Genomic DNA, 17,451 nt, shown 5'->3' on the forward strand with positions numbered 1-17,451 from the left:
TGTCCTGAATTCTAATCAAAAATTTTTATAAATAATATCTCTAGATGTCGTGTGTCGTGTTTTTGCTCATCCCCCTAAAAGGGGGAACAATACAAAATATACCAAATGAATATATGTATCTAGACGAGATACATATAAAAACGGTTCATATACTGGATTGTATTTACATGTACTTTTTTTATTAAATAACTAACTTACGATAAACAAAAAGCTAATTTTATCTCCATGTATAAGATAGAGTTAGCTTCTTTTTATGTTTTAAATTATGTAATTGCTCTTTTTGTGCTACTTATTTTGAAAATAATAAAGAGCTACTACCCCTTTTTTCAATAAATTTTGAAAGCCATTAGGAAAGTAAAACATAATTTTTTCAGCTTCCTTTATGTTTATCCAACTAATATCAGTAATCTCATTTTGGTCTTGAATAGATATTTCTCCCCCTACTATTCTAGCTACAAAGGTAAAGATTACAGCATGTGCATGTGGAAAGAATTTTTCGTTAATAGCAAATATATTTTCAATTTCAACTGTTAACCCAGTTTCTTCAAATGTCTCACGAATAACAGCTTGTTCTAATGTTTCTCCAATTTCTCTTGCTCCTCCTGGAAGGCTCCATTCACTACCATTTTCACGTTTGTTTCTAACCATAAGAATTTTTTGATTTGTATCATCATAAATAAGTGAATATACTACATCGACTCGTTCCATGACTTCTCCTCCATTGAATAATTAAAATCTTTATAGATAGTACGCTAATAAAATATCCTTGCCGCACATGAAATTAAAGTACTTTAATTTCATTAAACTAAAAGCACCTGCGAGCTAAATAAGTTTTAGATTAAAAGCTGAAGCCACTTATTTTCTGGTTCGTGTACTTCTAAAGCATATCGCAGCCATTTTTTCTTCTCATTATCAAGATAATCCTTTATAGCGATAAAGTCTTGATGGTCTTTTTCTCTTGTATTCTTCGCTTTATATAAAAGTACAATTTCTGGATTTAGATATGGAATACCTGTTTTAGTAGTACTCCAAACGGAATTGAGTGGGTAAGAAATCCTAAAGTCTCTTCTGAATATCCAATCATTTTCTTTTGTTTCATTAAGAAGAATTTCTATTTTATCTCCGTTTAACATATTCAAAGCGTGTATTTCGTGAACTGGCAAATCTAAAAATTCATTTTCCCAAGTATAGAACTTACCTTTAATTACCTTTTTGAACTCCATTCATTAAGATAATCTTTCAGATATTGTTGGTCTTTTCGAAAAACAGCAAACTCTATATCTTGATGTTCTCTTGTTTCCTCACCAATAAAAAGGTCCATCGCCCATCAACTTAAGGAGGAAACAAACTGAACCTTCATTCAGCTAGGTCAAAATATTATTAAAAAAGCGTATAATAAATAAACCCTAACGGGTTTATTTATTATGCAATTTTCTTTTGTTTTATCAATCCAGTATACTCATATTGGCTGATATGTAACGTTTAACGTTTTTTACATAGAAGTGTATTCTTTCGTTAAAAATCAATCTGAGCGGTCGTTTTTTAGATTCTTCAAAAAAATAGGTGTTTTATCTTTTTCAGAACCGAATGCATACGTATTTCCCTATCTGGATTATAGATGAATCGTCAAATAAGAGGAATAAGCATATACTGCACGATTTTTCAACTCTTCATAGGTGTATAACTTTTACTTATCAAATAATTTCGGATGTTTCTTACTGTAGTATCCGAACAATTCTTCTCCATTTTTCCGTATACGATACTGACGCGTTTGTCTAATTGTACCTTGTATTTCTTCAGGAGCAAACTTTTTTAGTATTTCTAATGCTTGTAAAGATGGGATTTTTTCCCTGTTACATAGAAATGAATAAAGATAAGTTCTTTTATAGTTATATAATTGTAATATGAACTCCCGCCCATAAAAGAATCCCCTCCTCGGTCATTATTTTTATCCGCACATGGCTAGATAAATAAACGAAGCTATCTATTTAACCTATCAGTATCTTCAGCGTTTGTTTCACTTTTTCATCGTCCACTCGATAAAATACTTCTAATCCTTTTCGCTCATATGCTACAACTTTATGAATTTTTAACCTGCCGAGATGTTGCGAAACGATGGATTGTGGGATGCTAAGATACCGTTGTAATTCAGAAACATTTAATGAAGTTTTCTTTATTAATTGATGTACAATTTGGAGACGGACAGGGTGTCCTAATACCCTTACTACTTCTGCACCACGTTCTAATTCATTTAACTCCGTGTAAAAGGCATTTTCCATCTTTATTCCTCCCCATTCCTTTTATACAGAGTATTCCCTCTGTATCATTCATTTTCCTGTTATAGAATTTACATCTCACAAACTATCTTGCACCATTTCATTTACACCTTTATACTGAAACAAGTATACATCACAATAAGAGGTGCCTTATGAACAAATCAGAATTAATCAAACAAGTTGCAATACAGTCCGAACTAACAAAACCACAAGCGAGTCTTGCTGTAGATGCAGTATTAGAATCTATTCAACATGCACTACAAAATGGGGAACATGTACAGCTACTTGGCTTCGGTACATTCGAAGTAAGAGAACGTGCTGCCCGTGAAGGACGCAATCCACATACTGGTGAAGCTCTTACGATCCCTGCGGGAAAAACACCTGCCTTTAAAGCAGGGAAAGTATTAAAAGAAGCTGTAAAAGCTAAATAATATTTCTGTAACAGTAGCATGAACTCTAAGGATTTCATGCTACTGTTTTATTTTAGAAGCGAATCGTGGAGATCGCACGTTCTTATTTCTGTCTTTTTGAAATGTTTTTAATTTCGTTTTCAACGTGTTCCCCCTATTTTTCTCATCCCGTTACTTTGTATTTTTCTAATTCCGCTAACAGTTGTTTTACCCTTTCCCCCAAAAACAAAAACTACCAATTAGAAACCCATTTGCGTAACAAAAAGGTAGCAGAATTATTTCTGTGACAAATTATTTTTGAGACCGTATTTAGTTACATCTAAATTCAATACGATCTAGGCCAGGATGTAAAAAGAAAAAATGTAACAAAAACGTTTATTTATGTTACAACGTTAATCCTTCTTTTTGAAAAAGGAAACACGTTTTTATCATGCATAAGGTTGTTTTACTAGCACCAAACGGTCTAGATAATCCTAAATACTTTTTGGAATATTTGTTCCTTAACATCTTTAAAAAAGTAAAGAAAATAAGCATAATTAAACTGACAGCCGTTTACATTGAACTAACTCCTATAAATATGTATCTATATCCTGCAAGTCGACTTTTGATTTATTGCTAAGGGCTATTTGCGAAGTCTTTTTCGAATAGCGACTATTCCGTCACCTTACTCAGAAGTGTTATAATTCTAATTATAACACTTCTGAGTAAAAAATAAGAAAATTCAAAAAAACAAAACGGATAGATCGCCTTACTTTATGCCTTTACAATTAATTATGTAAGTGCACAAAATAAAAACATTAAAACCCTAAAAAGCTAAAAGTTCCGCAAGGAACAGGCCGTATTTTACTGCTTCACTCCACTAAAAAATATAACAATAAAGTCGTTTCGAAATCTAGGTGTTAATCAACAATCGCGTCCTATTGTTGATTAACATTGAGATCCATCATCTGTTCTCGGTTTGTTTAAGAAACGGCCCTTGTTATTGTATATTTTTTAATAAGAATTCTGTAATCTCTTCATTTAGCTCATGATGGAAATATTCTCGATTAAATCCATGTGGATCTTGTGAAGGAAGAAAAGATGAATTTGTCATATCTTTTAGAAATGGACTAAGAAATGAAAAATTTCCTGCGTTTTTAACTATTCTATGTTGAATTTTAGTACTGTCAGTTATCCCATTTAATATAATTTCTGCATGAAAATAAGGTGCAAGTTGATCTTTCTCCCCAACAAGCATTAAAATGGGGATGTTTATGTCTTCTAAAGCACCTTTTGTTTTAAACCAAACTGAAGCTGGTGCTAAAAGAACTAAAGATTTTATTCTGTAATCAGGTGTAATCTTGATAAGATGAGATTTCTCATCAGAAGACTCATAAGAGAAAGAGGTTGGTACTCCTCCCGATGCTGCTAATGCTGTGTACCTGGAAATAAAAGTAAGCTTATGACCTATTTTTACACGTATCTAGGCTGTACCCCCTTCCCTCAAAATAGGAAAAAAGAATTACCTAAGAATTGTGGAAGAAGCTTGTTTGTAGATTAACTGTTGCTTACCATGAACCATCATAAGAACGGTGAATTTATCCATTGCAAGGATCTGCCCACGTACTGGAACGCCATTCTGTAAAAATACAGTAACGATCCCTTTATTCTCGTTCAATTGTTCCAACATATCTTCTTTTAGGTTATACATGAAATTCTCCCCTTATTTGTATCTATTTTTCTTTTAATGCTTGCTGCGGCTCATTGTTGTCTATTTGTATTTCCCATTCACCTTCTATTTTTCTAAACCATTTTCCTATTTTACTTAAATAGTATTTTTTCACTTCACCATACGGAATCCAAATTTCTCGTTCCTGTATTTGATTCATAACTTCATGAAGAATTTCATCATGCTCATATTTTCTAGGTTTTCGATGATGAGTTCTTACAAAGTGTATGTATTCCCTACGTAACCAATTAGAAATATGATCTTTTTGTTTTTGCCGGAGATGTGACCATTTTTTATTTGTCTGAAGGAGTTTTCCATTTACTTTTATATGATTTTTCATCAACACTCATCCCCTTTTACCATCTAAATGTAAATATGCAACTATCGTATCATATTTAAATTAAAATACGGCTTTAGGTATATATTTCGCAAGAAATCTATCCAAATTAAAAATAATATCTCCATTTCATATGAAATAGTATCCAAAACAGACGAGACAGAACCCACTAAGCGGAGTGATAAGGCAAAAAATTAAATGTATACTATTAATTATGTTTTTTCTCTTTTATTTAATATTACGGTACGTGAAATTATATATATTGTATTAAAAAAGCCCCCATAGATCTTACACCTATGAGAGCTACCTAAGGGTATTTAGACTTTCGACTCCATTCTATTGTAACAGGCTTTCACTATACATGAGAAACATAATGAATCAAAAACAGACCATCATTATAAGAAATTCTTTAAACCCTTGCTGAAAGGAAATACGACCTTCTTCCATTCTACATGCCTCTTTTCTTAATATCTTTATATATGTTAAAATAAATAGGAAAGAAATCCGTCAATTTCTTTCTTCTACGGTCACTCAGACTTTTGCTCTTTGTTTGCTTTTGCAAATGAAGAGCTTTTATTTTTCATACTTATACTTACTTTGGGGTTCAGCCGAGATACATGTAATTTTGGGTCATAGGCTGTATTTTATTTCCATTAACAAGTTTAACTGTAACAAAAAGGTATTTTACTAATAATGTTACGAATTATTTTCGATACAATATTTTGTTACAGCGAGTTCAATGGTTAAGATATTTCATATTTTCAAATACAAAACGCAACAAAAACGAACGTTTATGTTACAAATCCGTTTAGCCCAGTTAATTTCTCACTATGATTATAACTAAGGTTGTTTTGCTAGCACCACCTGATCCAGATAACCTAAAACGTTAAACGTTAACGAATTGGAATATTTTGTATCAATACCCCTTTTCGGGGGATGGGCAAAGATACCCTACTATAATTGACATTGTATGAACTTAGCTTGATAGCGATGGGGTGGTATCCCAAATAAAAAAAATAATAAGTTGGATAGCGAAGGTTTAGACGATATGGGGAATATTAGCGACAATAATAAAAGAGGTGTTGAATGTCAAAACGGTATTCCATGTTTCAAAACGGAATTTATAGATATAAAAACTCCTTCTATACTGTATATCATCGGACAGGGGAGTTTTTATATGCAATATTTAGTTGAGTTAGCCTATTTTAACTAATTTAAATTTTTGTGCAGCGCTATTGTTGATTTTGTCCCGAACATATAATCTTGCACCACTTTCTGTTCTTGTATCGTAAACATCTAATACTTTATTTTTGTTCTCATAATTCACTAACATGACATTGCCATCTCCGGTACCTTCTAAAATCCAATAATGCTCTGGCTTATGCTGATTTTCTGTAACAAGGGCTGTATCGTCCGCATTAGGTGTAGTATTATAGGCTAAGACCCTGCCATCCTCTTTGTTGATGATTTGATAAGCTTTTTTATCAGCATCATATTTGAATTCCCATTGTTGGTTCTTTCCATCATGAGAATCCCATATCACTGGATGTTCTATCCCATGCTCCCCAAAATCGACAATCTTGTTTGCTTGTGGGTATACTATTTTGTAAGTTCCCTCATTCAAAGAATAATATTTTTCATTCTCTTTTGCTAGTTCTTTCATCGCCGGGATCGCCGGGTCATTGACTGTTGTATTGTAGAATTTTTCTACGAATTCATATGAAGATATAGCATCCTCCAGGATAGCTATATCAGATTTGAATTTTGTATCTTCCTTGCCCCCAATTGGTACAATACCACCGCCACGACCCCAGTCTAGAGCCCATTGCCTGTGTTGCTCTTTGACCTTACTTAGTCTATCTTTCAAATCTTTTATCTGATTCTCTGCATCACCAAGGTTGAAGTGGAATTCTGGTACCTGTTTTATCTTTTTGATGTGTGGGGCTGTAGTATCATCATATGTTTTCTTTATATGCAATAAATAGCTATTAGTAATTGCTCCAAACCCATCTTTCATATATATTTCTTTTAAGCTTTGCTCTGTAATATTCATTTTAGAAGATACTGCTTTATGACTTACTGAGTTTAAAAACAGTAAATGAGCAAGCGCAACTTTAGTGTATATAGGTAAATTTATATCTTTGTGTTTATCATCCGAAGTGTAATCTAAAAGACTCCTAAATGAATACTGAATGTTATTTGCCAATATACCACGTTGAGTCTTGGTGTCTTCATAATTTTTCTGGCTATTATCAGCATTCTGAGCATTATCAGCATTTACTACTTTTTCAAGATTTGTTAGTGAGTCCCTTAATGTTTTGAATTTAATGCTAAGCGAGTTAAGTTGTTCGTTATTAATTTCATTATCAATTTTATTTGTCAGCTTAGTAAGATCGGTTCTTAGTTTGTTTAGCTGTGAATTAATGCCATTTGTTTCTGGCCAAATGGAACTAATCATCGGAGCAACAAGCATTCCTCCACCTGGAATGAGACCAGTGCCTGCTATGGTTATCGCCCTTAAGGTATCGTTCAATTGTTCAGGGCCTTCATTTGCAAATTTAATAAGTTCACTCGTTGTAGTTCCCACAAATTTGACTGCCGGCCCTAGATCATTTATTTGCTTCTTTACATTGTTTATCAAGTTATTTTCTGACAGTTCAGTGTTTTTCACTTGAGTCTCTAGTGATGAAATAACTGAACTGTTATCTCCTTCAGCAGCGAATGCAGAGGCTGTGGGTCCTAATGTACTAACTCCTAAAGTCATTGTTGTTACTGTTGTAAGAATGACTTGTTTGTATTTACGTTTTGCATCTTTTCTATCTTTGTACTTCATCAAATCGTCCTTTCTGGTTGTATTATTTTTACATGTATCCTATCAAAGAAGTAATATTATAGGCCTCACCATACACGCCCATCAACTTATTCGAATTGAGGTTGCTGATTTTCTGCACCAAAAGCGTTTACAGGTGTGAAACAACTTGTGGATACCGCCATAGCCAATATACCTGCGACTAATGTTTTTTCATGCTAATTCTACCTATTGTTAATAGCTCTTGATAAAACAGTTAGATTAAACTCTAAGTGCTTTATTCTCTTTCTAGAAAAACTGACAATATATTATTTTTATAAATAGTTATAATGATGTTAATTACGAGAATGTAATCATAAATTATAGCTACCTGTACATATTGCTTAGCTATAAAATGATCCCTCTAGGAAGTTATATCAAAGATAAATATAAAAATTAGATTACTTTCTTGTATCTTATAAGCTGTAAGGACCTTACAGCCTAATTAAAACACAAAGTTTATTGTAAGTGGATTTCTATGGAAAGCGCTATCATTTGTCTGTTAATATTAGAAACTTCAAATTCATCGGGATCAACACCTGTAATATGCCCTATTCCCATTCTAGAAAATCGAATTGTTTCATATCCACCTACTCCCATAATAATGACTTTCTTATTTCAAGTCATTATTGTTCCGCTTTTGAATAAACACCAATATTCTTTTTTGCCATTTCCCAGTAATAGGAATCCCTAGCCATTGAAAAACCTCCTGTGTATGTAATAATTATTTTAAAAAAGACTACCTATATAAAATAGTCCCTATATTTAACAATAAGATTAAAATGTGTTCTATTTATGTTCTATTTGTAAAAAAAATAAAAAACTTCCAATTATATCAGAAGATGTATTCTGTTAACTTATTAAACTTAATATAATAGATATTTTTTACGGAACACAATTGAAGAAAGAAGGATAACAGCTAAGAATTAGACGAGGAAGTGCTATCTGATTTGAGCCCATACCTTATCTTCCATATAAATCGATTCGGGAAATATGGATTGGACGATAATCGTCAACCACCCGATGTCCAATTTAATATGGCTATTTCACCTAATGAATTAAAAGTTGCAAATTGAACAAAAATAGCCATAGTCTATTTTAAGTGATCCCAAAAAGATAGAATCGTTGCCGTGCCCCCTTCATAATTCGAATATAAATAGTATTTACGAATTTTATAATTTAATCCATTTTTCTCTAATACCTCATAAAGCTTATTTTTAGTTTCATCCATTACGTCAAAAATAGTTAACTGTTCCATCATTAACAGCTCCTCATTGCGTAAATTTACTAAACTAACTCTAAGAACAAGGCTTGTGTTAAACAGACTATAATTAGAAGCGGATACTATGTCCAATATTAGGGCTGAAATCCGCTTTTTTCTTACATGATATATTCCATAATTAGAGATTAAAAGTATGGTCTATTATGTATACAATAATACAGGAACTTACGTTCGATTTTGTATTAGGGAACATATCCCACAACGTGAGGCGTAGCAAAGTCGAGAGACCGATCGTACAAAGGAGTTAAGAGGTGAAGAACTATGCGTGTACAAGAGGTGATCCTAGAGAATGGAAAGAGATACATATTAGTAGATTCAGATGGGGTTCCTGTGATTCCTGTGGTGAAGTACCTCAAGTATTTGGATGTTACAGGGAAAAGCAGCAACACACAGAAGACTTATTGTTATGCACTCAAACAGTATTTCCTGTACTTACAGGAAACAGAGAAAGATTACAAGCATATAAGATTAGAGGACTTGGTGGAGTTTGTGGGATGGCTTCGGAATCCGTATGAGAGCACCAAGGTAATGTCCCTTCGACCTGTGCAGACAAAGAAAACAGAAAGGACAGTGAACCTTACGGTTACTGCTGTCACAAACTTCTATGACTATTTATACCGAAATGAGGAGTTGCCACGTGATATGGAAGAGAAATTGATACGTCAGGTCTTTACAGGCGGGAGAACGCGGTATAAGAGTTTCCTTCATCATGTCAACAAGGACAAGCCATCCATGCGGAATGTGTTGAAGATAAAAGAACCTCGCAAGAGGGTGCAGACACTTACAATAGAACAGGTGGAGCAAGTCTTAGCGGCAACAACGAATATACGGGATACCTTTCTCATCCGACTCTTGTTTAAGACGGGGTTAAGAATTGGAGAGGCTCTTTCTTTATTTTTGGAGGATTTCAAGTTTAGTCATCAAAAAGGACATCGTATTCGTCTGACGGATCGCGGGGAATTTGAGAACAGTGCGAAACTAAAAACAGGGGAACGAGAAATCTTTGTTTCACAGGAGCTCATGGACTTATATGATGACTACATGTATGATGTCGTTGACGAATTGGACTTCGAAACCAATTTTGTGTTCGTCAAACTGCGCGGTAAGAACAAGGGTAAACCGATGACCTATGGTGACGTGGAAGCTCTATTCAAGCGGTTACGTCAGAAAATAGGGCTGAACATCCACCCTCACCTGTTCCGTCATACGCACGCGACGATGTACTATCAAGAAACGAAGGATATTAAACAGGTGCAAGAGCGACTGGGCCATTCACAAATCCAAACGACCATGAACCTGTACCTTCATCCTTCGGACGAAGATACCCGTAAGGTTTGGGAAAAGGCACAGGGAGCATTTCAAATCAAACAACAGAATGGCGGGAAAGAATGAAGCAAACTTATCAGAGTGATACAGAGCAACTTGGATTTCATGAACGATTGCAGCGCGAGCTGTCGAGTTATTCTGTGAAGACCATAGAGAAAGATGGCTCCGTTGCCATCCATCACGTCAAAGATCCCTACTTCTTGGTTAACGACATTTGGAATGTCGACTTTTTGAAAAACATTCCACAATTTCAAGAGATGGCGAAGAATCATAGTAAAAGAAGAAGACGGAATATGCGTTTTGAAATCAATAGCGCGACTGTCAACTTGGAAGTGAAATATGTTTGGTATCAGAAATTATTTAAAGACGAATGGGCAATTGGCACCGTGTTTGGCGGGCAAGCAACGAGCTTACGAAGGTTAACAGCATTTCTCAATGAAAAATACTCTAACCTCCCTTCTCTCCTTGATTTGAACATCGATCAAGTGGAACGGGAGTGGTTGTTTTGGTTAGAACAGCAAGGTGTTCTAACACAACAGACAATACAGCACATGACGTATGGTGAACTTATTAATAAAACACCCACCGCAACCTTTTTACGAGTTATCCATTCCAAATTTCTCACGCTGACTGATACGCGTGAAGAGTGGGAGAAAGATCGATGGGATGTGCGGGTGTTACATGGCAAATATGGAATTAACTATAACAAGACCCAGACTAATTATTATCTTGATTTCACCAAAATTGAACAAGTGGAAATGCGCCAGTATTTTAAAAAGTATTTCAAACAACGCTTACTTAGTAAGAATCATTTTTCATGGGATACAGCTTCAATATATTCAATATATTTACCAAGGTTCTTGTCATTTATATTTTCCTTAGAACCTACATGGACAAGTTTAAAAGGATTGAAACGATCGCATATGGGACTGTATATTCAATGGTTACATGAATACGCAAGAAATAATTTGACCCAAAAAAATGCGAACCCTGAACGCTATATATCACATGCCCTGACCTACACGGGAAAGTGCTTGGAAGACATCCAGCGATATGAATACGATATCGCTCCTGAAACTCCTGTACGATTGTTACTCTTTCCAGAGGACAAGCCAAAGTTAAAAAAGAAATCGATTGATCAAATTGATTACATTCCTGAATTTGTATTGGAGCAACTTTTCGCGCACATCGATGACTTACACAAAGAGGTCATTCCAGTGGTATGGGTGGCTTTTAAAACAGGGCTTCGCATTTCGGATGTATTAGGTTTAACCTCGAATTGTTTGGAGCGAATTAACAGTAACTACTCTATTGTCACGGATATTGAGAAGACATATGTGCAAGGACATAGAATCCCAATTGACGAAGATTTAGCAAATATCCTCGCGGTTCTTATTCAACAATCCCAAGAGAATAGCAACCAAGAGAATAACCCCGAAGGGTTTATTTTTGTTCGTTACCGAGGTGTACGGAAAGGTAGGCCTTATTATCAACGATGGATTCGAGAACAATTAAACACACTAGCAAAACAAAAGAATATTGTAGATGAGAATGGAAAACTATTCCACTTCAAAACTCATCAATTTCGCCACACCTATGCTGTCAAAATGTTAAATGGCGGCGCAGATATACTAACTGTACAGGAACTAATGGCACATGCCTCGCCTGAAATGACCTTGCGGTATGCCAAACTGTTGGATGACACAAAGAGAAAGTCATTTGAAGCAGCCTTTAGAAATAAAAGTCTACACCGTTTCAATTCAAATGGTAAGGTGCAAGAAATTAAGGCAGGCGAAGATATCCCAGAGGACATCCTGCAAGCTCTTTGGCAAAATCATAAATTAAACGCGATGGAAAATAACTATGGAACGTGTCACGCTCGTTTAAGTGGCGATTGTCCTTAATATGGAGGAGGCGCCTTGTTTAACGTGTGGTAAGGGAGGTACCCCTTGTAAGGACCTAGCAATTGGCTTTTCCGATTTCGATATCGGAAAATATGAGGATCATATCAAAAGAACCTCTAGAAATATGGAATTAGCAAAACAGCATGGACGTGAAGACATTGTGGAGAAAGGTTCTAGAAATTTGAAGCGTTATGAAGAGATTTTAAGCAAGCTCCAGGAAGGGAATGTTATCTTCGGCAGAATGGAACGAATAAAGCGAAAGCAGGGTGTAGAAAATGGCTAACTACGATCGTAAAGAACATTTAAAAGCAATTCATGCATCAAGAAAAGCGACTACTTCGCAAAAGGTGGATAAAGCCATCCAAAGGCTCGTGCGAGCCAATGGTCCTATCAATTTTAATAGTGTGGCAAGCGAGGCTGGCGTAGCAAAAGCGACGCTATACAACAGCCGTGAGCTGCGTGAACGGATTGAGAGCCTGCGCCAGCAACAAGCGGAAGCTCCTACACCAAAACAAATCAAGCGTGAAATAGATGAAAATAATAAAGATGCAGTTATCGCCTCTTTGAAACGTAAGATTAAGAGGTTAGAAGAAGAGAAAAAACAACTGCGTGAGCAATTGAAGGTTGCTTATGCAGAAGTTTATAGAAAGATTTGAGGGAACCATGTTCCTTTCTTTCTTCGGTTAACGAAGGAGAACCGTTTAATAACAAGCTCAAATAAATTATAGTGTTGTATTTTGTTTTGTGGGGAAAAATACCTACCAAGAAAAGGTAGGTGACTTTATTTGAAAAAATTTTTATGTATTATTTTCAGCGTTTTATTTTGTATCACTACTTCTACTGTTTTGGCAAAGCAAGAAGCACCGAATCAATAATTTATTAATAAGTATTATTTCGATATTGATTTAAAAGGGATGAAAGATATCTATTTCTTTAGGGAGTTCCCCTTTTATACTGATAAAGGACAAGTTTCGCCTTTAGGTAAGGCAGTTTTATCTGTATTACAGGGTGATATATGGACATGGGCTAGGGAACCAAGGATTTATGTTAAAGAAAACATTGCTTATATACACGCAGTAAAATTAGATGGCTTAAATCTATATACGCTGAAAAGAGAAAATAACGTTTGGAAAGTCGTTAAAATTGAAAAAAAGAAACTTCCTACGGTTGGTAGCGATGAGGTATTTTCCCTTTATTAGGTTGATGGCGATATCCCTACATTATGCTGTGGATTGGAACGAAACAATCCAAATTTCCGATACAAAATATGTTGCTTATGGTGCTGGACCAGTTGATGAAGTTTACTTTGCTGTAAAGAAACAAAAAAACACTTTTTTATTCGATAATTCCAATTTCTAGAGCCTTTTGAACAGCTTCTTCTTTGTTGCGGACTCCTAGCTTTGCATAAGCTGTGGAAGCATAATTTCTGACCGTACCATTCGATAAATATAACCTTGATGCTATGGTAGTGTATCGAAGTCCCTTTGCTACTAGCTGCAATATTTCTATCTCCCTAGCTGTTAGCTCATAAGCGGTTGCTTTTGATTGTGGTGTCTCTTTTTGCGCATCAAACTTCTCAAATATTTTGTGAGACATTCCCTGATCAATTAGTGTCCCACCTTTGTGAATAAGTCGGATCGTATTAGCTAGCTCCAATGTTTCAATAGATTTGAGTAAAAAACCATCCGCACCGTTGCGAAGTGATTCCAACGCCTGTTCGGTATCCTGAAAAGTTGTGAAAATTAATACGCGGATATGTGGCCATTGTTGTTTAATCTTTTTGGTTGCTTCAACTCCATCCATGTGCTGCATATCTAAATCCATAAGTATAACATGAGGTTGAAGGCGCCCACACAAATCGATGGCTTGATTGCCATCCTCAGCCAAGCCGACTACATTTAAATCTTCATATCTATCGAGTAGTGTCCTCAAACTTTCCCGAACAAATGGCTGATCGTCTACAATTAACAAACGAATAAGTCCATCTTTTATTTCAGTTTGTCGCGGTATGGTACATGTAACAAGCATTCCTTCCTCTGGCTTTGTATATACAGACAAATGACCTTGCAAGTTCATTGTCCGTTCTTTCATCGCATTCATACCGAAGCCTTCCTGCCATTCTACATTTCCTTTTCCATTATCTTGAACTTCTAACCTCGTATATTGTTGTTCAAACTGCAATGAAACTATAATTTCAGTCCCTTGACCATGACGTACTGCATTCGTAAGGGACTCCTGTAAGCAACGAACGAATGTGATCTTCGCTTGCCAAGATAGTTGATATTCCTCTCCGAATGTCCTAAAACTTACATTTACCTGAGCGTGCTCCTGAAATTCGGCTCCAAGATTTTGTAGAGATTGAATCAAGGAAGACGATTGACACGGAGAATCCATTTGATGTAGGTAACCTCTTACGTCCTCGATGCTTTTACGTCCCATTTCAAGCAGAGAATCTAGCCTCTGTATACCCATTTCAGTAGCAAGTTCGGTACGCAACGTTTCCATCCCCATAATAATAGAAGTATAAGCGTGACCAACTGTATCATGAAGCTCATTCGACAGTCTGTTCCGTTCTTCTGCCAATGTAATGCGTTCAATTTGAGACATATATTGCTCAAGTACCGCGTTTTGTTTACGAATCGCTTCATTTTGCTTATGATTGACGATTAATAAATGGAAAGCGAAGCCCATTACATAAGCAAGTCCATAGTAGGTAACCAAAATCCAATAGCTATTACTTGGCGCAACCGCATAGAGAATTCCAGTTGTTATAAAAACTGTTGTTGGAGCTGTCCAATAATAGGACAAATGCTTACTATTCGCAGCAATTAGAAACACCGATATAAGAAATGTCTTGTTAGCTTCCGGAAATAAGGAGGTTAAATATATACACAGTCCACCATATAGCAGTATTTCTGTGGACAAGTAATATTTGTAATTGAACAGTAAGGCTACCCATGGAATAGAGAAGGCAACAACCTCCCAAAAAATAATAATCCAAAGTGGCAATGTCAAACCATTCTGAAAATCTAATGTGATTACGACGATAGAGACACTAACAAGTATACGGACTCCTAACATAATCCAATCGTACCAAAACCAATACTTAACCATATCTAACAAGTCATTTACCCCCTAAGTAGCCTACCTTTTTACTTCCTATATTATAAATTAATCCTTCATACATTGTTGTACTTTTTAATTTTACACTACAATTCCCTCATAGAAGGTAAACTTCTATTGATTTAGTTGCCGGATCATGCTACGTGTATAGCCTCCAATTTTCTTTGTCAAACGATCTACTATTCTAATACTTATGGCGGTAAATACTATACCCATAAGCATTACAAAGAGTGACTTGGTAAAAGTATCTATCTGTATGAATATAATATTCATTTCTATGTAGTGATACAGTAGTGGTGCTAACAGCAACATAAGTGGCATTACATAAAACATAATTGCACTAATGAGACTAAAAATGCCAATCACAAATTTCTGCATTAACCAAAAGACAGCAGACCAAGTGCGACGATCAGTAAGCTCTAATTTTACCTGAGCCCAGTTTGATGTATCTATTGTTATACTTCTATCATAAGAGTCTGTTGAAATATCTGTATAAATTTTCGTCTGTATGCGCTCGAATTGGATAAAAGGTGTAGTAGTCTGTAGTACGCGTATAACTAGTGGAATTCCAATTACCGTAAATGAAAGGGTGAAGCTGAATAGCAGAGCTATTAGATAAAAACAAAAATAAAACAATCCTGTAACGAAAGTTAGCAATAAAAAATAACCATTCTGTATGAATCTTGATTTCATAAAGTTCATCGCTCCTATCTATGTAATAACCGAATCATACTGCTTTTTTTGTCATTCTCACTAGTGTAAAAGTGTCATATGACAGTTCTAAATGTTGTTAAAAAGGGGAAAGTAACCTACTTCTGGTTAAAAAAGATGCTTATATTAATCTCCATAAAACAATCCCATTCTTGTAAATGTAAGAAGGGATTGTTTTGTACTTTTATTTAATATGAGATGGACTTGTTTTTCGAATATGAAAAATAATATCAAATTGCTCAAGCAATGACTTATCAAAGTATGCCGATTCGTTCGGTAAGAGTCGTGCCCCTATACTTAGTAATGGTCTTTTTGCTTTCACCCATTTCTCTGCCGGTCCTTTAAGGTGACGGTTATCCAATAAAAACATGTTATATGGTACTTTTCCGAAGGTATAATTGAAACTATTTACATCTTGTGGAATCGGATCCGTTATAATCTTATCTCCGGTGTCGTTGTATAAGGTAAAATTCCCCTCCGTAGTTGTACTGCCAATTGTGACATAATTATTGTCTAAACGTTCCTTCAAAAATTGCCCCGCAACATAAGGGTATAATTTCTCATCGATAATTCCTTTAGCTATATGAATATTGTGTCCCCATACCATCGTTTTACCACCCAATGTCTCTTGTGCCCACATTGCATGATCGGCCAAGTATTGCTCATGTAGCTTTAACACACTTGGATAGTCGTTAGGAATTAGCATTGTAGTATATTTCTCTATTACAATTGCCGTTGCTTTCGCCCAGATGTACTCGGGTGAAACTAATTCTGTTTTGGCTTGCCCATTTTCATCTTTTAGTAATTTGGCTACTCTCTCAGCGTTTGCTTTGAACTTTTCCTTTATTTCAGGGGCAAGGTTCATATACTCCTGTATACCTCCATTAAAAGCCGACAATTCTTTATAATTTTCTTCTACTTCTGCCAGCAAATCCGGTCGATGCAGCCTTACATAATCAATTACTTTATTAAAGCAACCTTGGTCCAATTGCTTTAAGTCGAGCCCAATAAATTGGATCTTTTTTTTATTGGATGGATTAGCATTATAATCTTTCATCCACTCAATCATGGCTATAATTTCATCAGTAGGATATAACAAGTTTAAAAATTCCCTAGGATTTCCTTTTCCTGTTTGGATATATTCATTTAGCTTTAAGCCGTTTCCCCAATCTTCCTCCATTGTGAAATTTGTAAAACCCATCTCAGTAACCAAATATTTTACAATTCGAAACTTCATAGTGAAAATTTCAGAGCTTCCATGAGTATTCTCTCCTAATCCTATATATTGTGCGCTCCCAATCATTTTCTTAAGTGGTTTTAAATCCTCAAATGATTTTGATGGCTCTATCGTTTTTAATGGGTAAGCCTGCGATTGTATGGATTTAACTATATTTTTTTGGATTGATTGACCTGAATTTTCGACTGCTACTGTTTGAGCCTTCCCTACTTCCACGCATCCTGTGACTAATAAAGCTGTACTAACCATTGCAATTATTCTTTTCTTATTCATTTTTTCCACCTCAATT

At 35.3% G+C, this 17,451-nt stretch carries 13 protein-coding genes and 5 pseudogenes; 5 read left to right on the plus strand and 13 right to left on the minus strand.

All coding sequences use genetic code 11. The annotated features are described in order from the left end of the window. Nucleotides 1–285: 285 nt before the first annotated feature. The 4 genes and pseudogenes from AC241_RS30210 to AC241_RS30220 all read right to left on the minus strand — a co-directional run bounded on the left by AC241_RS30210 (nucleotide 286) and on the right by AC241_RS30220 (nucleotide 2,279). Nucleotides 286–708 carry an NUDIX hydrolase gene (locus AC241_RS30210; RefSeq protein ID WP_050845487.1) on the minus strand — a complete coding sequence of 141 codons (423 nt, stop codon included), beginning with the start codon at nucleotides 706–708 and terminating at the stop codon, nucleotides 286–288. Nucleotides 709–833: 125 nt separating this feature from the next. After that, nucleotides 834–1,321, minus strand: a pseudogene (locus AC241_RS30215) (nucleotidyltransferase domain-containing protein). 291 nt (nucleotides 1,322–1,612) lie between these two features. Next, a pseudogene (locus tag AC241_RS35460) lies at nucleotides 1,613–1,920 on the minus strand (hypothetical protein). Between the two features lie 68 nt (nucleotides 1,921–1,988). Further along, nucleotides 1,989–2,279 (minus strand): ArsR/SmtB family transcription factor, encoded by a 291-nt coding sequence (locus tag AC241_RS30220; protein ID WP_050845488.1) that lies wholly within the window; start codon nucleotides 2,277–2,279, stop codon nucleotides 1,989–1,991. Nucleotides 2,280–2,428: 149 nt separating this feature from the next. Between AC241_RS30220 and AC241_RS30225 the strand changes: the two genes are divergently transcribed. Then, nucleotides 2,429–2,707 carry an HU family DNA-binding protein gene (locus AC241_RS30225; protein WP_050845489.1) on the plus strand — a complete coding sequence of 93 codons (279 nt, stop codon included), beginning with the start codon at nucleotides 2,429–2,431 and terminating at the stop codon, nucleotides 2,705–2,707. A 958-nt stretch (nucleotides 2,708–3,665) separates the two neighbouring features. On the opposite strand, the pseudogene AC241_RS36100 reads toward AC241_RS30225, so the two are convergent. From AC241_RS36100 to AC241_RS35020, 6 genes and pseudogenes are all read right to left on the minus strand, one after another. Then, nucleotides 3,666–4,109, minus strand: a pseudogene (locus tag AC241_RS36100) (alpha/beta hydrolase family protein); the annotation flags it as partial. A 78-nt stretch (nucleotides 4,110–4,187) separates the two neighbouring features. Continuing rightward, nucleotides 4,188–4,376, minus strand: a complete 189-nt coding sequence (hfq, locus tag AC241_RS30235) for an RNA chaperone Hfq (RefSeq protein ID WP_050845490.1) — start codon at nucleotides 4,374–4,376, stop codon at nucleotides 4,188–4,190. A gap of 22 nt (nucleotides 4,377–4,398) precedes the next feature. Then, a complete protein-coding gene (locus AC241_RS30240; RefSeq protein ID WP_050845491.1) occupies nucleotides 4,399–4,734 on the minus strand; it encodes a hypothetical protein in 336 nt (111 codons plus the stop codon). Nucleotides 4,735–5,926: 1,192 nt separating this feature from the next. After that, nucleotides 5,927–7,564 (minus strand): RICIN domain-containing protein, encoded by a 1,638-nt coding sequence (locus AC241_RS30250; RefSeq protein ID WP_050845493.1) that lies wholly within the window; start codon nucleotides 7,562–7,564, stop codon nucleotides 5,927–5,929. A 495-nt stretch (nucleotides 7,565–8,059) separates the two neighbouring features. Continuing rightward, nucleotides 8,060–8,277, minus strand: a pseudogene (locus tag AC241_RS33925) (ThiF family adenylyltransferase); the annotation flags it as partial. 395 nt (nucleotides 8,278–8,672) lie between these two features. After that, nucleotides 8,673–8,837: a hypothetical protein gene (locus tag AC241_RS35020; RefSeq protein WP_196303450.1), complete on the minus strand. Its 165-nt coding sequence runs from the start codon at nucleotides 8,835–8,837 to the stop codon at nucleotides 8,673–8,675. A 285-nt stretch (nucleotides 8,838–9,122) separates the two neighbouring features. Here AC241_RS35020 and AC241_RS30255 point away from each other — a divergent pair, with 285 nt between their 5' ends. From AC241_RS30255 to AC241_RS30270, 4 genes and pseudogenes are all read left to right on the plus strand, one after another. Next, nucleotides 9,123–10,253: a tyrosine-type recombinase/integrase gene (locus AC241_RS30255; protein WP_050845494.1), complete on the plus strand. Its 1,131-nt coding sequence runs from the start codon at nucleotides 9,123–9,125 to the stop codon at nucleotides 10,251–10,253. Then, nucleotides 10,250–12,374, plus strand: a pseudogene (locus tag AC241_RS30260) (tyrosine-type recombinase/integrase). Before AC241_RS30255 ends, AC241_RS30260 begins: the two are co-directional and overlap by 4 nt. After that, nucleotides 12,367–12,747: a DUF6262 family protein gene (locus AC241_RS30265; protein WP_050845495.1), complete on the plus strand. Its 381-nt coding sequence runs from the start codon at nucleotides 12,367–12,369 to the stop codon at nucleotides 12,745–12,747. The pseudogene AC241_RS30260 and the gene AC241_RS30265 overlap by 8 nt, the downstream one beginning before the upstream one ends. Before the next feature lie 258 nt (nucleotides 12,748–13,005). Continuing rightward, nucleotides 13,006–13,290: a hypothetical protein gene (locus AC241_RS30270; protein WP_224414255.1), complete on the plus strand. Its 285-nt coding sequence runs from the start codon at nucleotides 13,006–13,008 to the stop codon at nucleotides 13,288–13,290. 136 nt (nucleotides 13,291–13,426) lie between these two features. On the opposite strand, the gene AC241_RS30275 is transcribed toward AC241_RS30270, so the two are convergent. The 3 genes from AC241_RS30275 to AC241_RS30285 all read right to left on the minus strand — a co-directional run bounded on the left by AC241_RS30275 (nucleotide 13,427) and on the right by AC241_RS30285 (nucleotide 17,435). After that, a complete protein-coding gene (locus tag AC241_RS30275; protein WP_050845496.1) occupies nucleotides 13,427–15,214 on the minus strand; it encodes a helix-turn-helix transcriptional regulator in 1,788 nt (595 codons plus the stop codon). Nucleotides 15,215–15,328: 114 nt separating this feature from the next. After that, nucleotides 15,329–15,907: a sensor domain-containing protein gene (locus AC241_RS30280; RefSeq protein ID WP_050845497.1), complete on the minus strand. Its 579-nt coding sequence runs from the start codon at nucleotides 15,905–15,907 to the stop codon at nucleotides 15,329–15,331. 202 nt (nucleotides 15,908–16,109) lie between these two features. Next, complete coding sequence (locus AC241_RS30285) at nucleotides 16,110–17,435, minus strand: erythromycin esterase family protein (RefSeq protein ID WP_050845498.1); 1,326 nt, start codon at nucleotides 17,433–17,435, stop codon at nucleotides 16,110–16,112. Between the last annotated feature and the right edge of the window lie 16 nt (nucleotides 17,436–17,451).

The organism is Bacillus thuringiensis, from assembly GCF_001182785.1.
Lineage (GTDB): Bacteria > Bacillota > Bacilli > Bacillales > Bacillaceae_G > Bacillus_A > Bacillus_A thuringiensis_S.

Excerpts from the sequence above, each read along its gene's own strand:
- AC241_RS30210 (WP_050845487.1), bottom strand. The coding sequence starts at position 708 with ATGGAACGAGTCGATGTAGTATATTCACTTATTTATGATGATACAAAT.
- AC241_RS30220 (WP_050845488.1), bottom strand. The coding sequence starts at position 2,279 with ATGGAAAATGCCTTTTACACGGAGTTAAATGAATTAGAACGTGGTGCA.
- AC241_RS30225 (WP_050845489.1), top strand. The coding sequence starts at position 2,429 with ATGAACAAATCAGAATTAATCAAACAAGTTGCAATACAGTCCGAACTA.
- hfq (WP_050845490.1), bottom strand. The coding sequence starts at position 4,376 with ATGTATAACCTAAAAGAAGATATGTTGGAACAATTGAACGAGAATAAA.
- AC241_RS30240 (WP_050845491.1), bottom strand. The coding sequence starts at position 4,734 with ATGAAAAATCATATAAAAGTAAATGGAAAACTCCTTCAGACAAATAAA.
- AC241_RS30250 (WP_050845493.1), bottom strand. The coding sequence starts at position 7,564 with ATGAAGTACAAAGATAGAAAAGATGCAAAACGTAAATACAAACAAGTC.
- AC241_RS35020 (WP_196303450.1), bottom strand. The coding sequence starts at position 8,837 with ATGGAACAGTTAACTATTTTTGACGTAATGGATGAAACTAAAAATAAG.
- AC241_RS30255 (WP_050845494.1), top strand. The coding sequence starts at position 9,123 with ATGCGTGTACAAGAGGTGATCCTAGAGAATGGAAAGAGATACATATTA.
- AC241_RS30265 (WP_050845495.1), top strand. The coding sequence starts at position 12,367 with ATGGCTAACTACGATCGTAAAGAACATTTAAAAGCAATTCATGCATCA.
- AC241_RS30270 (WP_224414255.1), top strand. The coding sequence starts at position 13,006 with ATGAAAGATATCTATTTCTTTAGGGAGTTCCCCTTTTATACTGATAAA.
- AC241_RS30280 (WP_050845497.1), bottom strand. The coding sequence starts at position 15,907 with ATGAAATCAAGATTCATACAGAATGGTTATTTTTTATTGCTAACTTTC.
- AC241_RS30285 (WP_050845498.1), bottom strand. The coding sequence starts at position 17,435 with ATGAATAAGAAAAGAATAATTGCAATGGTTAGTACAGCTTTATTAGTC.